Below are 15,107 nucleotides of genomic sequence, written 5' to 3'. Positions count from 1 at the left end.
CCGCCCTTCGCTATACCCGGAACAGGCCGAAGGAGGTTGCCTCCAGCGGCAAAGAAGAAGGTGTGGCGCAGATGGCAGAGCTTTCCCTGACAGACCTGATTGCGGCGGCGGCTGGCAAGCGCGTCGTCTGCGTCGGCGATGTCATGCTCGACCGCTTCGTCTATGGCCAGGTCACCCGGATATCGCCGGAAGCCCCCGTTCCCATCATGCGCCGCCACCGTGAAGCCGCCATGCCGGGCGGCGCCGGCAACGTCGCGCGCAACCTCGACAGCCTCGGACTCCAGACCTCGCTCATCGGCGTCGTTGGCGACGATGCGGAGGGACGCGAACTTGCCCAGCTGCTCGGCACGCTGGATGCCGTCGACGCCGACCTGATCGTCATGCGCGGCCGCCCGACGACCCTCAAAACGCGCTTCGTCGCCGGCGGCCAGCAGCTCCTCCGCGTCGACGCCGAAGAGGCTTCACCGATCGACAAGGTGACGGAAGGCAAGCTGATCGCCTCGATCTACGAAGAGGCGGCGCAAGCCTCGCTGATCATCGTATCGGACTATGCGAAGGGCGCGGTTTCTGACGACGTCATCGTGGCAGCGCACCGTGCCGGGGCGGAGTTCGCCATTCCGGTCATCGCAGATCCCAAGGGCCGCGATTTCCAGCGCTACAGCACGATCGACGTGATCAAGCCGAATGCCAGCGAGCTGGCAAATGCGTTCGGCATGTCGACCGATTCCGATCAGGACGTCGCGGCGACACTCGAACATGCCATGCAGTCCATCGGGGCCAGGTCCATCGTGGTGACGCGGGCGGCCAAGGGCATGTCCTACATCTCACGCGGCGGCAAAGTCATTCACCGCGCCGGCAAGGCGCGCGAAGTCTATGATGTGTCCGGAGCAGGAGACACCAGCATTGCGGCCCTCGCGCTCGGGCTTGCTGGCGGCGGTACGCTGGGCCAGGCGGTGGACCTTGCCATCGCGGCCTCCGGCATCGCGGTCGGCAAGGCCGGCACCGCCACTGTCTCCGCTGCCGAACTGCGCGGCGCCCTCGATATGGGGCTCGAAAGGGGCGGTGTCAGCCACATCCCGCTCGACACAGCCGTCAGCCAGGTCGCGGCCTGGCGCGATGCAGGCCTCACCGTCGGCTTCACCAATGGCTGCTTCGACATTCTCCATCCCGGCCACCTGAAAGTGCTGGAGGAGGCCAAGTCACGCTGCGGCCGCCTCATCGTCGGCCTGAACTCAGACGCGTCCGTGCGTCGCCTCAAAGGCCCGACCCGGCCAGTCAACGACGCCGACTCCCGCGCACGCGTCCTCTCGGGCCTCAGCGCAGTGGATGCCGTCGTCGTGTTCGGCGAGGACACGCCCGCCTCGCTGATTGCGGCGCTGCAGCCGGATCTGTTGGTCAAAGGCGGCGACTACACGATCGAAACCATCGTCGGGGCCGACCTCGTCCTCGCGCGGGGTGGAACCGTCCACATCGTGCCCACAGTCGACGGCCAGTCGACCACCGCAGCGATCGCACGGGCCAAAGCCAAGGCGGACTGAAAGCTCAGGGGCAGGGCAGGCTAGTTCGCCACGCCCTTTTTCAGCTCATAGGTGCCCCGCGCGGTCACATCGAACCATTCCGGAATATCCGGGTGGCTCAGCGGCACGGTGCTGTCATCTGCCATGAGGTTCTGCTCCGAGACATAAGCCACATAGTGCGTGCGGTCGTTTTCCGCGAACAGGTGGTAAAAGGGCTGGTCCTTGCGGGGCCGCACCTCTTCAGGAATGGACTCATACCATTCCTCGGTGTTCGCAAATTGCGGATCGACGTCGAAAATGATGCCGCGGAACGGGAAATGCCGGTGCCGGACAACCTGTCCGATCTGGAACTTCGCCACATGCAGCGACACGGCATTGTAGCGCGCTTCGAGGTCCACCGGCCGGTCGAGAACAAGCGGGGCCTCGCCTGAACGCCCCCGGCGCCCGAACAGGCGGGTCAGAAATCCCGACAGGCCACGTCCACTGGTCATTTACGGCTCCTGTGGTACACCTACCATCAAGAAACTGGTTTGGGCCACATCATGGCTGACAAAAATGCCGCGAACCGCCGGGGGCCCCGGCGGCGTTCGCGCAAAGGGAGGAACGGCCCGCTCTATGCGGCCGTTGACCTCGGCACGAACAATTGCCGCCTGCTCGTGGCGGAACCGTGGGGCAAATCGTTCCGCGTCGTGGACTCGCATTCGCAGATCGCGCGCCTCGGGGAAGGGCTGCATGAGACCGGCCGCATCTCCGATGCTGCAGTAGATCGTGCACTTGACGCCCTGAAGGCAATCCGCCGCAAGCTGAAGCATCATGGCGTCGGCCGCGTCCGCTGCATCGCCACCGAAGCCTGCCGCAAGGCCGAGAACGGTGCCGATTTCATAAAGCGCGTGCATGACGAAACCGGGCTCACCTTCAAGATCATCAACGCCAAGGAAGAGGCGCGGCTTGCCACCATTGGGTGTCACGACCTGATGGGCGAAGACGCCAAAACGGTCCTCGTCGTCGACATCGGCGGCGGCTCGACGGAACTCTCCTGGGTCAATGCCCGCATCGCCCGCGACGGTGGCTTCGAAGGCCTCGTCGAGCGCGCGCCGATCCAGGACTGGACCAGCCTGCCTCTGGGCGTCGTGACCCTGCAGGAAGCCTTTGGCCACCTGCCGGAAGAAGAAGCCTTCCCGGTGATGCTGGGCCATGCCCGCGAGGTGATCGAGAACTGGAAGGGCACGCCGCGCGTCCGCCGCGCCATGGAAACCGAGGGTTCCCACCTGATCGGCACCTCCGGCACCGTGACCTGCCTTGCCGGCGTTCATCTCAAGCTCGACAAGTACCGGCGTGACAAGGTTGATGGCACCTGGCTCTCCCGCGACGAGGCCGGCGCCTGTATCCAGCTACTGCGCGATCTCGGTCCCACCGGACGGGCGACCCTGCCCACCATCGGCGAAGAACGGGCAGGCCTGATGCTTTCCGGCTGCGCCATCATGCAGGCCGTCTGGGACGCCTTTCCGGGCGAGCGGATGCGGGTTGGCGACAGGGGGCTCCGGGAAGGGCTGCTCCTGTCGATGATGTATGGCAAGAAGCCGTCACGGCGCCGCTCCGGCCGCCGACGCACCGGCCCCCGTCCGCCGGGCGACAGTTCACCCGCCGTGGAGGCGCCGCATGACTGACGACGAGAAGCGCCGCTGGAAAGGCCCGACCGGCGACAAGGGCTCGTCCGGCCGCCGCATGAGCGAACGCAAGGTGGTGGCGCGCAAGGCCAAGAATGAAAGCTCCAAACGCTGGATCGAACGCCAGCTGCAGGATCCTTATGTCAAGCGCTCCAAGGACGAAGGCTATCGCGCCCGTGCTGCCTACAAGCTCCTCGAAATCGACGAGAAAATGCATCTGCTGAAGCGCGGCCAGCGCGTCGTCGACCTCGGTTGCGCACCAGGCGGCTGGATGCAGGTCGCCCTGATGAAAGGCGCCAGCGAAGTCGCCGGCATCGACCTTCTTGAAGTCGAGCCCATGGAAGGCGCCCACATCGTCCAGGGCGACATCAACAATCCGGACGACGTCGATACGCTGATGGAAGGCCTCACCGGCCCGCCGGATCTTGTTCTCTCCGACATGGCGGCCAACACGACCGGCCACCGGCAGACGGATCACCTGCGCACCATCGGCCTTGCTGAAATGGCGGCGGCCTTTGCCGTCGAACACCTCGCGCCCGGCGGCGCCTTCTGTTCCAAGGTCTTCCAGGGCGGCGCCACAAAGGAAGTGCTGGATCTGCTGAAGGCCAACTTCACCAGCGTCAAGCACATGAAGCCCCCGGCCAGCCGCGCCGGAAGCCCGGAGATCTTCGTCGTCGCGAAAGGCTTTAAGGGACGACCCGCGTCCGGCTGAGCGTTTGGCTAGCGGACGTTTGAGTCGAGCATTCTGCCCGAAACGACGTCTTTTCCGAAATAGCCATTAGCGGGAAACAGCTCTTGGCTGATATCTGCAATCGATTCTATCTCTTCACGTGTCAGGCGCCGCTGCCAGTCGTTCTGGCGCTGTTTCGCCGACAGTTTCTCGCGGCCCAAAGATGTCACGGGGCTGGCTTTTTCGCTGGCTGCCACTTTGATCGAAGTGATCTGCAGGCGATTGAGGACACTGGCGCCGCGCCTGAGCACGTCTTCATAGCTCACGAGCCTTGCACGGTTGGCGTTGACGCTCTCCTGAGCGGCCTGCTCGCTAAGGCTCCACAACGCCGCGAAACGCCTGACGGGAGACTGGTCGAAACGCATCAGGGTTGTCGCGCGCTCATGCGCTGGCGTGCCCGGCTCGTGGTTATCCGGGCTATATATTTCGCTGAATCTTACATCCTCGAAGCGCCACGACCAGTCCGTTTCCTTGAAACTGGCGTAGACCGCAGCTGGATTGCGCCGGATGTGAATAATCGGCGTGTTGTATATTTCGGCCATGTCGTCGAGAAGAAAACCGAGGCGGGTGAACTTCACCACCAGGTTGCGGCCATCCGTCTTTTGCGCAGCGTCCCGCAGGAAATGAGCGTATCCGTGCGTTCCGACACCACGCATTGCCAGATGCAGTTTGATCTTGTCCCGGCGGGCAAAACTGTCGGCCGAAAGCGGCATATATATGTGCCGGCTGGCTTCGGACGCTCCCGGGCAGAGCCGGTCCCAGCGTTGACCAGCGGCTGGTGAAAACGGCTCGAACAGGGACTTGGCCTTAAGGCTCTGAACAAGCGTCTGCTGCAGCCACGTCGTGCCGCTCCGCCAGAAGCCATTGACGAGCAGACAATTCCTGAGCCGCCACGAAGCGGCATAGTCCATCAGCCCGACAGAGGTGAGTTTCAGGCGTCCAATTCCCCGCACAGTGTCAATCTACCTTTTCGTTGCCCGCCACATTCACGCCCCGCAGCGCAAATCCCAGGCCACCTCCCTGTTTCTTCGATGTATTTTTTAAATTTCAATAGGTTTTTTACAGTCGCACTGCAACAATGACAGCGCGCCGGACCCAGTACGCGCGCACTTGGATCGTAAGGAATTAGCTGAGCGGGACGGCCTTGGTTAACTGTTGCTTGCCCAGCGGCGCCTGACGTTTCACACTGACACACAGCTTAAAGGGAGAACGAAAGTGACCATTACGGGCCGTTGTTACTGTGGAGAGGTTCATTATGAAGCGGACGGCGACCCCGTCATGAAAGGGGAGTGCCACTGCCGCGAGTGCCAGTACTTCACCGGCGGCAATGCCAATGACTTCATGGCCATGCCCTCGGCAGGGTTTCGGGTCACCAAAGGCGCCACCAAGTCCTTTTCCCGCCCTGATCTCGACCATGCCGTCACGCGTGAGTTCTGCCCGACGTGCGGGACGCATATCCTGACCCGTTCGCCCGCGCTGCCGCAGGCTGTGATCCTCAAGGTCGGCACGCTCGACGATACGTCCATCTACGGCCAGCCTCAGGTCATCATGCAGACCGCCGATGCGCCGAGCTTCCATCACATTCCGGAGGGCATTCCTGCCTTCCCCCGGTGGCCCGGATGAAACGCGGCGCGCTGATCCTTGCGCTCGCCTGCGCCGGCCTGCTGGCCGCTTGCGAAGCTCTGCGGGACTATCACGCCAACAATCCGGTCTATGGCTCTTCCTCGCCGCCCTATGAGTCCATCCGCTTTGCCGGCGAAGTGGCGACGCCCGACGAACGCGCGACATGCGAAGCGGCGGGCGGGCAGGTACGCCGCGAGGGCTTGCTCGGCTTCGAGCGCTGCATCCAGACCTATCCGGACGCCGGCAAGACATGCTCGGATTCTGCCGACTGCCTCGGCGAATGCCGCCTCCCACCGGACAGCGGCATCCCGGCAGGTGAACCGGGCACCGGCACCTGCCAGGTCACCGACAGCCCCTTCGGCTGCTACGCCCTCGTCAAGGACGGCATCGTGCGGCCGGCGTCGTGCGTGGACTGACGGTCAGACCGGCAACAGATGCGCCTCGGCTTCGTCGCGGTGCTTTTTCAGGTATTTCATGAAGGGCGTGCCGCCGGTGCCGACGTCAGGGTCATTGCCCGCGCCGCCTTTTGACTGCCGGTTGATATAGCTCGCCGCATATTCGAGGTGCCGCGTGCGGAAGCGCGCCAGCTTCGAGACGTTCTCGTTGTAGAGCGTCTTCAGACCCGCATCGCCTGAGCCTTCCACGAAGGCGCGCACGCCGCTCGCGGCCCGCACATCCTCGATCAGGCGGCGGTGCGCTGGTGGCCGGTAGGCATGCAGTTCGTCCAGGAACGTCCGCAGCGGGTCCGCCGCATGGCCGACGCTCAGCAGGGCGTCCATTGTCGGCACAATGGAAGACTGCGAGCCCGTCTGCCCACGGAAGGCCTGCGGTTCGCCGCCAGTCTCTTCCACGCCTTCATAGATCAGCCCGCCGCCCAGCGCCGGATTGTCCTTCCAGCCATGGATCCACGGCCGCACCCGGTGGAAATAGCAATAAGGGTCACACCGCTCCGGCATCCGGTCGAAGATCGCGTTCACATCGTCCCACGCCTTCGACATCGCGGAGAGGCACCGGGCCACTTCCTTTGCATCACTTGCCGCCGCCGCCGGGATCAGGTTCAGCGCTTCGTCCAGCATCTCGCCGGCTCGCGCCTCGATCGCCACATGCACGAGGATGAACCAGGCTTCGTCCATACCGCCATCGAAATGCTGGATCACCTGCACGTTGGAGAGGTCGATCGGCCCGTCCCGGTCGATCAGCCGCCAGTTTTCGAGCGTGTAGCTGGAATAGGGGAGCAGAGGCGGCTGGCCGAGACTCTTCGACAGCTGCCATATCGGCACGGCGAGGCAGGCGGGCAGGGCCTTCGGCGCATCCGGCTCGCCCCACACATAGGTCTGCACCATGAAGGAGTAATGCAGCATCGCGATCCGCTGCTCGGCCTCGCTCGCGTCAGCGCAGAAATCGGCAAGGTCGGTCACCGGCAGGCGCTCCATCAGGGCGCGCACACGGCCGGTCGGGATCAGTTTCGGAATATCCAGCGCCATCTGGCGTGCCGGCTCCAGGAAGGAGGGCAGTTTCACCCCATCCGGATCGAAAGCCGCAAGAAATCCACGCTCACGGCTGAGCCCATAATCAGAAAGTTTCATCACCCGCTCCTCCCAGGGCAATTGATTTCATTTGTAACTATCCGGGTTAGCAGGCACCGCAAGGCCTGTCATCGGGGGAATTTTGACACTTCAGTGGAAAATGCAGCAGGGGCTTCACAAGCCCCCGCGACTCCTTTATTGCGCCGAAAAGGGAGCTCCCCACATGAAAATCCGACAAGCGATCACCTTTGACGACGTGCTTCTCCAGCCCGGCGCGAGCGAGGTCTTACCCGCCGACGTCGACGTCTCCACCTTCCTGACGAAGGCCATTCCCCTCAACATCCCGCTGATCTCCGCGGCCATGGACACGGTCACAGAGGCCCGCCTCGCCATCGCCATGGCCCAGGCCGGCGGCATCGGCGTCATTCACCGCAACCTCTCGGTCGAAGAACAGGCCGGCGAAGTCGCGATGGTCAAGAAATACGAGAGCGGCGTGGTCATGAACCCCGTCACCATCAGCCCGACCGCCACGCTGGGCGACCTGCGGGAACTGAAGAAGCGCACCGGCTTCTCCGGCATTCCCGTCGTCAACGAGAACGGCAAGGTCGTCGGCATCATCACAAACCGCGACACGCGCTTCGCCGAAGACCTGAACGAAAAGGTCGCCAACCTGATGACGCGCGACGTCGTCACGGTGGAAATGGAAACGCCCCTGCCGGAGGCGCGCCGCCTGCTGCACAAGCACCGCATCGAGCGCCTCGTCATCGTCGACAAGGACGACAAATGCCTCGGCCTCCTCACCGTCAAGGACATGGACAAGGCCGCCGTCCACCCGAACGCCGCGAAAGATCCCGCCGGGCGCCTCCGCGTCGCCGCCGCCTCAACCGTCGGCGATGCAGGTTTTGAGCGCACCGCCGCCCTCATCGAGGCGGGTGCCGACGCAGTCATCATCGACACCGCCCACGGCCACTCGAAAGCCGTTGCCGAGGCCGTCACCCGCGCCAAGAAACTTTCCAACGCCGTCCAGATCATCGCCGGCAACGTCGCCACCGCCGAGGCCACCAGGGCCCTGATCGACGCGGGCGCAGACGCCGTGAAAGTTGGCATCGGCCCCGGCTCCATCTGCACCACGCGCATCGTCGCGGGTGTCGGCGTGCCCCAGCTCACCGCCATCGAGGCCTGCGCCAATGCCGCGCAAGCCTCCGGCGTGCCGGTCATCGCCGATGGCGGCATCAAGTTCTCGGGCGACTTCGCCAAGGCCCTCGCGGCCGGCGCGGCGACCGCCATGATGGGCTCCATGTTCGCCGGCACCGAAGAAGCGCCCGGTGAGGTGTTCCTCTACCAGGGCCGCTCCTACAAGGCTTATCGCGGCATGGGCAGCCTCGGCGCCATGGCCCGCGGCTCGGCCGACCGCTATTTCCAGAAAGACGCCGCCGCCGAGAAACTCGTGCCGGAAGGCATCGAAGGGCAGGTGCCGTTCAAGGGCCCCATCGCGCCCATCGTCCACCAGATGGTCGGGGGCCTGCGCGCCGCCATGGGCTATGTCGGTGCACGGACCATTCGGGAACTGCACGAGAAAGCCGAATTCGTCCAGATCACCGGCGCCGGCCTCCAGGAAAGCCACGTCCACGACGTCCAGATGACCCGCGAAGCGCCGAATTACTCGCTGTCGCGGGGGTAGCACCGATACTCACTATCGAGCTTGCCGCCGGCGGCTTTATCCCTAAGGTGGAAACCGTAGGGAGGATCGGATGCGCCTATTTTCACTATCGGCGGCAGTCGCTGCATGGGGGATAGCCAGCGCTCCTGCTCTGGCGGAAACAGAGTCGGCAGAAGTGCCGCCAGCTTGTTTCACCGACGAGGATGGAACCACGGATTACGCGGCCTGCTTCAATGCCGCCAAGCCCGGCACGCCAGCGTGGATACACGCGGCAATCAATCTCGGCAGCGAGGCGTTTTGGGACGGCGATATCGAAACCGCCGCCTACTATTATGATCTGAGCACCCCGGACGGCCAGCAGATTTTCAGCGACATTTCTTTTCATGCCAATCGCGCCGACGTCTTCAGGCGGGTGGGACGGCTTGAGGATTCGCTGAAAGATGCGCGTCATGTTTGGGACATGGTGCAGGAGGGCAAATATGATTTCTATGGCCACCCGCTGAATGACAGTGCGAGATTCTATGTGCTGATGCTCGTCGCGCAGACATTCCATGAAGCGTCCGCTCCGGAAGAGGAAGCCGTGGTCAGGGCCTTCCTTGAAACGCCAATCCAGAACGATACAGATCTTATCAACCAGAGCGCAATTCTGACGGAAATTGGAAAATACGATGACGCGCTGAAACTGAGCGCGGAACTTGTTGTCGGCCTGCCCGACAATCCCGGCGTGCTGAACAATCATTGTTATCTCCTGACGTTGATGGACAGGGCGCCAGAGGGGCTCCCTTATTGTCGCCAAGCTGCGGCCATCGCCCCAGATATAGCGGCGCTGCAGCATAGTCTTGCGCTTGCGCTGGCGGCGGCAGGCCAATGTGTGGATGCAGAACAGGCGTTGCAAAATGCCCATCAGCTTGAGCCATCCGTCACGAAGTACAGTGAACCCCTTGCCTGCCAACTGCACTGACAATAGCACGCCTATTGGGCCCCCGATGGTCGACCAACTGAACGCATCAGAATAGCCAATTCCACGCATCTGAACTGCTGTGAGACTACCAATGAAAGGCCACTCTCGGCGCAATCTAGATTGCGTCAAATTGCTTGTTTACGCCTAATCATTGACACGGCCATATCGCGAATGGCCGCCTATCCCACACCCAATCCGGCCAGCCTCCATCCCGCGCCATACTCCCGCGCATGACCGAAGCCTTCTTCGCCACTGCGTTCGAACAGGCGCGCCTTGCGCTCACCGATGTCATCGGGAAGGCGGAGCTGCACCTAAAGCCCAGGACGCTGACACGCACGCTCGCGCGGCGCACGCGGGCGCGGCTGAAGCTGCTGGAGTCGATCGTCCGGCGTCTGATCGTCCTTCTGGCGCTCAGCCTCGCGCCATCGCCTGACAGGGTGGCACCAAAGAGGACGAAAGATCAACGCAGCGTCACAGAAATTGTCGAAGATGTCACCGCAACCTTCCCCCAACTGCCGGTTTACCGGCTGAATCTGTTGGGCCGCGTCACATATTATCGCATGGACAGCGCGGGCTTTCCTGAAAGGCTCGCGCGGCGCACCGGGCCGGCGCTGGCCCTGCCGCTGATGGTCCATGCCGATGCCTTGCTGAGGCTGCTTCTGGCGCCGGAGCGCCATGCCGCGCGCCTCGCCCGGCGGCTGCGGCGGGAGCGGGGGCAGGGCATGACGCGGCCGCTCTGCCCGCCGCTTTCAGGTGTCCATCGCCTCCGGCCAGAGCTTGGTGCGATCTCGGCCGGCCTGCCCACCATGATCGTCGCCGCCTGGGACCGTGGGACAGACACGTCATGAATCCCACCCCTTGTCCAACACCTGAACCGGCCGGGAAGCGTCCCGCGCCGGCCGCTTGCGCTGGGGTCAGCGCGGCTCGCGCCACATCGCCTCCATCGGCGGCGCGCCGGGGCCAACTTCAAACAGCTTCATTCGCTCGAAGCCGTGGCTCATGTAGAAGCCGGTATTCCGGGGGTTCGAGTTTTCGAGATAGCAGGGCAGGCGGGCCTTGTCGGCCGCCGCCGTCATCGGGCTCATCATCAGCTTGCCCAGCCCCTTTCCCCGACTGGCCACCCGGGTGCCGATCGTGAACAGGTAAAGATGCGGCTCTTTCGGGTGCTCCCGGTCCATCGCCTCGCCCGCGCCGAGGGCCCGCCGGACCGACCCCTGCGCGCCTCGCCGCGCCAGCACCGAAACGATCCGCAGCGTCGGCCAGAGGCCCAGCTCCTTCCGTTTCCCGGATTCGATCCACATCGTGCCTCCGCCATCTCCCGCGAGGTGGCAGATGCCGTTTTTCAGGTAAACATCCTGCGCGAGGATGCCGAAAGTCGGCGCCAGCGCCCGCTCATTGCCGAAGATCCATATGTTCACCGGATCCTCCTCAAAGGCCTCCCCGGTAATGCTTCCCAGCTGCCGCCAATCGGCCGGCGCAGCGTTTCTCAAGCCCTCCGGCAGGTCTATCTCGAGCATTATCAGCCCTTTCCGGTTTCCATCCCTGTTTCCGGACGCTAACAAGCCCTCCCGAAACGGAGCAAGAGAATATGCGAAACGGCGGACGCATCGCAGCAGCCATAGATGTCCTGACGGACGTCCTCAACCGGCACCAGCCGGTGAAATCCGCTGCCCGCGACTGGGGCAAACGCGCCCGCTATGCCGGCTCGAAAGACCGCGCCTGGGTCTCAGGCCTCGTCCTCGATGCCCTGCGCAAGAAGAATTCCATCGGCCATGCCATGGGCGACGACAGCCCCCGCGGCCTCATCCTCGGCGCGCTGGCCCATGCCTGGGGCTGGAATATCCGCGAAATCGACGATGCCATGGACGAGGAACACGCCCCCTCGAAGCTGACCCTTCAGGAACGCGAACGCCTGGTCATGGCGCCTGACCCCTCCGCGCCGGCCCATGTCCGCGGCGACTATCCCGACTGGCTCGCGCTGCATCTCGAACGCGTCTTCGGCGAGGAAGCCGTCATCGAAGCCCAGTCCATGGCCGTCCGCGCCGACGTCGACCTCCGGGTCAACACCCTCAAAGTCGATGCCGAAAAGGCCGCCGCACCGCTGAAAAGCGCGAAGGCCGAGCCCTCGAAACTTCTCCACAACGCCTTTCATATTCCCGCCCGCGACCCATCCGAGCGCGAAGCCAGCCTCGAAAGCATCCCCGCTTATTCCAAAGGCTGGGTCGAGGTTCAGGATGCCGGCTCCCAGATCGCCGCCGCCGCCGCGAATGCCCAGCCGGGGGAACAGGTTCTTGATTACTGCGCAGGGGGAGGGGGCAAAACGCTCTCGCTCGCCGCCCAGATGGACGGTAAGGGCCAGATCTTCGCCTACGACATCGACGGCCGCCGCCTCTCCGCCTTGATCCCGCGCCTCAAGCGCTCCGGCGCCCACAATGTCCAGCTGGTTCACCCGTCAGAACCGGTCCAGCTCGACGACCTGAAGGGCCAGATGGATCTCGTCTTCGTCGACGCGCCCTGCACCGGCACAGGAACCTGGCGCCGCCGCCCCGACGCCAAATGGCGCCTCAAGCAGAATCAACTCGCCAAGCGCATTGAGGAACAGACCGAAATCCTCTCCAAAGCCAGCGAGTTCGTGAAACCCGGCGGCCGCCTCGTCTACGCGACCTGCTCATTTCTGATCGAGGAAGATGAAGACCGCGTCGCTTTCTTTCTCGCTGACCATCCTGGTTTCGCCGAAGAAGACGCCGGAGAAGCCGCCATCGCCTCGGGACTGCTTACCGACGACGGCGCGGCCATAGTCCGCCGCTATCGCAGCCCCACCGGGTCCGTCCGCCTGACGCCACGCAGGGCAGGGACCGACGGCTTCTTCTTCGCGGTCCTTAGGCGCCGTGCATGAGCCTGATCCTGTTCGCCCCGCTCTTTCTGGCAGCGTTTGCGGCGATCTGGCTCGGTATCCTCTTCCTGCTCAGCCGGATGTCCGGTTGGAACCGCCTCCACGCCGCCTACCCCCATGACGGAACGCCCATGCCGGTCCGGCGCGTCATGCAAAGTGCCTCGATGGGCTATTCGCCCTACTTCCCGGTTCGTTTCCGCAGCGTCCTCACCCTCGGCACTGATGGCATCCATCTTTATCTGAGGCCCGGCTTCCTGTTCGGCGTCATGCATCCGGCGCTCGCAATCCCGATGTCCGAAATCCGGGCCGAACACCACCGCGGCATTCTCGGCCAGCTCCTCCACCTCCGCACCAGCCGCGAGCCGGGCATCGTCATCATCCTGCATGAGCGGCTCACCCGCTGGCTCATCGAAAATGGAGCCCGCGGCCTTGCCGCGCAGATACCTGATATGGACGAATCCCGCGACCTCGGCTAAGCGGCCCCATGACTGAGCAAAGACACGAACACGCCCTCATCGTCGACTTCGGCAGCCAGGTGACCCAGCTCATCGCCCGGCGCCTTCGCGAGAGCGGCGTCTATTGCGAAATCCACCCATTTAACAAGGTCGATGCGGCTTTCCTCAAGGCCTACGCGCCGAAGGCCATCATCCTTTCAGGCGGCCCTGCGAGCGTCACCTGGGCTGACAGCCCGAGAGCTGACGACGCTATCTTCGGGCTCGGCGTTCCCGTTCTCGGCATCTGCTATGGCCAGCAGGTCATGATGGAACAGCTGGGCGGCATGGTGGAAAGCGGCACCAGCCGCGAGTTTGGCCGCGCCTTCATCGAGAAGATCGTGGAAGACCCGATCCTCGACGGCCTCTTCCATGCCGGCGACCACGAACAGGTCTGGATGAGCCATGGCGACCATGTCGCGGAAATGGCTTCCGGATTCGGAGTCATCGCCAAATCTCCGGGCGCGCCTTATGCCATCATCGCCGATCCGGAGCGCCGCTTTTATGGCACGCAGTTCCACCCGGAAGTCGTGCACACGACTCATGGCCGACAACTGCTCCGCAACTTCACCCATGGCGTTGCCGGCTTGAAGGGCGACTGGACCATGGCGGCCTACCGCGCTGAGGCGGTCGAGAAGATCCGCGCGCAGGTGGGGAAGGGACGTGTGATCTGCGGTCTCTCAGGCGGCGTCGACTCTTCCGTCGCAGCGGTTCTCATCCATGAAGCCATCGGCGACCAACTCACCTGCGTCTATGTCGACCACGGCCTGATGCGCGCCGGCGAAAGCGAACAGGTCGTCAGCCTCTTCCGCGAACACTACAATATCCCGCTTGTTCATGTTGACGCCTCAGAACTCTTCCTCGGCCAGCTTGCCGGCGTCACCGATCCGGAGCGCAAGCGAAAAATTATCGGCGGCCTTTTCATCGACGTCTTCGATGAGGAAGCGAAGAAGATCGGCGGCGCGGACTTCCTCGCGCAGGGAACTCTCTACCCCGATGTGATTGAAAGCGTCTCGGCACTCGGTGGCCCCTCGGTCACGATCAAGAGCCACCACAATGTCGGCGGCCTGCCCGCCCGGATGAAGATGAAGCTGGTCGAGCCGCTGCGCGAACTCTTCAAGGACGAAGTCCGCGCGCTCGGCCGCGAGCTTGGCCTCACCGACGCATTCGTCGACCGGCATCCGTTCCCCGGCCCTGGCCTTGCCATCCGCATTCCTGGCGAGATCACGCGCGAAAAAGCGGACACGCTCCGCAAGGCGGATGCGATCTACATCGACGAAATCCGCAAGGCTGGCCTCTACAACGAAATCTGGCAGGCATTCAGCGTCCTGCTGCCTGTCAACACGGTCGGCGTCATGGGCGACGAGCGGACTTATGAGGCCGTCCTCGCCCTGCGCGCGGTGACGTCGACGGACGGCATGACGGCCGACTACTACCCCTTTGAGCACAGTTTCCTGGGCCGCGTCGCCACGCGCATCATCAACGAGGTCAAAGGCGTCAACCGTGTCGTCTACGACGTGACATCCAAGCCACCGGGCACGATCGAGTGGGAATGATTTTTGCCCATCCGGGCGTATCCAAAAATACGCCACGATGCGACATAAGTGACTGAGATATATAAATAAATATCTCGGGATATTTCGACATCTATCGCTGGGTTAGCCTCCGGAATGACGGTATGGCTGACGGTATGGCGCATCTTGTCTCGTCCGAAAATCGCATATACCGTCAGGGCTATGAGAGCTTCTGACGGTATATTTTTTGGCGTAATGCTCTGTAAACGCAGGGAAAATACCAATCAGAGGGGCCGTTTTCGGCCTGACGGTATAATTGGGCGCTCTCCGGCATATTTTGACCAATCTGGAGGGTGTGGATGTTGACCGACGCCGCCATTAAGGCCCTGAAACCAAAAGAGAAACTATACAAGATCGTGGACCGTGACGGTATGTATGTCGTGGTCCAGCCCTCGGGCGCGATCGTCTTTCGCCTGGACTACCGACTGAACGGCCGCCGGGAGACGTTGACGCTGGGGCGCTACG

16 protein-coding genes are annotated in these 15,107 nt (G+C 63.3%); 12 read left to right on the top strand and 4 right to left on the bottom strand.

What is annotated here, in order from left to right:
* The first annotated feature begins 71 nt into the window (after positions 1 to 71).
* Positions 72 to 1,538: a D-glycero-beta-D-manno-heptose 1-phosphate adenylyltransferase gene (rfaE2, locus tag R3C13_RS09245; RefSeq protein ID WP_371310533.1), complete on the top strand. Its 1,467-nt coding sequence runs from the start codon at positions 72 to 74 to the stop codon at positions 1,536 to 1,538.
* A 20-nt stretch (positions 1,539 to 1,558) separates the two neighbouring features.
* Here rfaE2 and hspQ read toward each other — a convergent pair whose 3' ends face one another.
* Entirely contained in the window at positions 1,559 to 1,882 is a 324-nt protein-coding gene (gene hspQ / locus R3C13_RS09240; RefSeq protein WP_371310827.1) for a heat shock protein HspQ, read from the bottom strand.
* Between the two features lie 177 nt (positions 1,883 to 2,059).
* Here hspQ and R3C13_RS09235 point away from each other — a divergent pair, with 177 nt between their 5' ends.
* Positions 2,060 to 3,184 carry a Ppx/GppA phosphatase family protein gene (locus R3C13_RS09235; RefSeq protein ID WP_371310532.1) on the top strand — a complete coding sequence of 375 codons (1,125 nt, stop codon included), beginning with the start codon at positions 2,060 to 2,062 and terminating at the stop codon, positions 3,182 to 3,184.
* Positions 3,177 to 3,896 carry an RlmE family RNA methyltransferase gene (locus tag R3C13_RS09230; protein ID WP_371310531.1) on the top strand — a complete coding sequence of 240 codons (720 nt, stop codon included), beginning with the start codon at positions 3,177 to 3,179 and terminating at the stop codon, positions 3,894 to 3,896. Before R3C13_RS09235 ends, R3C13_RS09230 begins: the two co-directional genes overlap by 8 nt.
* Before the next feature lie 8 nt (positions 3,897 to 3,904).
* Here R3C13_RS09230 and R3C13_RS09225 read toward each other — a convergent pair whose 3' ends face one another.
* Positions 3,905 to 4,825, bottom strand: coding sequence for a sulfotransferase (locus R3C13_RS09225; RefSeq protein ID WP_371310530.1), 921 nt, complete (start codon positions 4,823 to 4,825; stop codon positions 3,905 to 3,907).
* Positions 4,826 to 5,129: 304 nt separating this feature from the next.
* Between R3C13_RS09225 and R3C13_RS09220 the strand changes: the two genes are divergently transcribed.
* Together R3C13_RS09220 and R3C13_RS09215 are read left to right on the top strand one after the other, a co-directional pair.
* A complete protein-coding gene (locus R3C13_RS09220) occupies positions 5,130 to 5,537 on the top strand; it encodes a GFA family protein (protein WP_371310529.1) in 408 nt (135 codons plus the stop codon).
* On the top strand, positions 5,534 to 5,953 hold the full coding sequence (locus R3C13_RS09215) for a hypothetical protein (protein ID WP_371310528.1): 420 nt from the start codon (positions 5,534 to 5,536) through the stop codon (positions 5,951 to 5,953). Before R3C13_RS09220 ends, R3C13_RS09215 begins: the two co-directional genes overlap by 4 nt.
* A 3-nt stretch (positions 5,954 to 5,956) precedes the next feature.
* Here R3C13_RS09215 and R3C13_RS09210 read toward each other — a convergent pair whose 3' ends face one another.
* A complete protein-coding gene (locus R3C13_RS09210; protein ID WP_371310527.1) occupies positions 5,957 to 7,123 on the bottom strand; it encodes an indoleamine 2,3-dioxygenase in 1,167 nt (388 codons plus the stop codon).
* A gap of 163 nt (positions 7,124 to 7,286) precedes the next feature.
* Between R3C13_RS09210 and guaB the strand changes: the two genes are divergently transcribed.
* From guaB to R3C13_RS09195, 3 genes are all read left to right on the top strand, one after another.
* Entirely contained in the window at positions 7,287 to 8,744 is a 1,458-nt protein-coding gene (guaB, locus tag R3C13_RS09205) for an IMP dehydrogenase (RefSeq protein WP_371310526.1), read from the top strand.
* Between the two features lie 70 nt (positions 8,745 to 8,814).
* On the top strand, positions 8,815 to 9,684 hold the full coding sequence (locus R3C13_RS09200; protein ID WP_371310525.1) for a hypothetical protein: 870 nt from the start codon (positions 8,815 to 8,817) through the stop codon (positions 9,682 to 9,684).
* Between the two features lie 230 nt (positions 9,685 to 9,914).
* Positions 9,915 to 10,532: a hypothetical protein gene (locus R3C13_RS09195; RefSeq protein WP_371310524.1), complete on the top strand. Its 618-nt coding sequence runs from the start codon at positions 9,915 to 9,917 to the stop codon at positions 10,530 to 10,532.
* Positions 10,533 to 10,598: 66 nt separating this feature from the next.
* Here the strand turns inward: R3C13_RS09195 and R3C13_RS09190 are convergent, their stop codons facing one another.
* The gene (locus tag R3C13_RS09190; RefSeq protein ID WP_371310523.1) at positions 10,599 to 11,201 is read right to left on the bottom strand and encodes a GNAT family N-acetyltransferase; all 603 of its coding nucleotides are present in this window, start codon (positions 11,199 to 11,201) and stop codon (positions 10,599 to 10,601) included.
* Between the two features lie 71 nt (positions 11,202 to 11,272).
* On the opposite strand from R3C13_RS09190, the gene R3C13_RS09185 reads away from it, so the two are divergent.
* The 4 genes from R3C13_RS09185 to R3C13_RS09170 all read left to right on the top strand — a co-directional run.
* Positions 11,273 to 12,580, top strand: a complete 1,308-nt coding sequence (locus R3C13_RS09185; protein WP_371310522.1) for an RsmB/NOP family class I SAM-dependent RNA methyltransferase — start codon at positions 11,273 to 11,275, stop codon at positions 12,578 to 12,580.
* The gene (locus R3C13_RS09180) at positions 12,577 to 13,053 is read left to right on the top strand and encodes a hypothetical protein (protein ID WP_371310521.1); all 477 of its coding nucleotides are present in this window, start codon (positions 12,577 to 12,579) and stop codon (positions 13,051 to 13,053) included. The genes R3C13_RS09185 and R3C13_RS09180 overlap by 4 nt, the downstream gene beginning before the upstream one ends.
* A gap of 8 nt (positions 13,054 to 13,061) precedes the next feature.
* Positions 13,062 to 14,624: a glutamine-hydrolyzing GMP synthase gene (gene guaA, locus R3C13_RS09175; protein WP_371310520.1), complete on the top strand. Its 1,563-nt coding sequence runs from the start codon at positions 13,062 to 13,064 to the stop codon at positions 14,622 to 14,624.
* 317 nt (positions 14,625 to 14,941) lie between these two features.
* On the top strand, positions 14,942 to 15,107 hold a 166-nt coding region (locus R3C13_RS09170; protein ID WP_371310826.1), incomplete at its 3' end, for an Arm DNA-binding domain-containing protein.

This window comes from Hyphomonas sp. (assembly GCF_041398385.1).
Lineage (GTDB): Bacteria > Pseudomonadota > Alphaproteobacteria > Caulobacterales > Hyphomonadaceae > Hyphomonas.
Note: the sequence above shows the minus strand (reverse complement) of the source record. Positions and strands in the feature narration are given on the sequence as shown.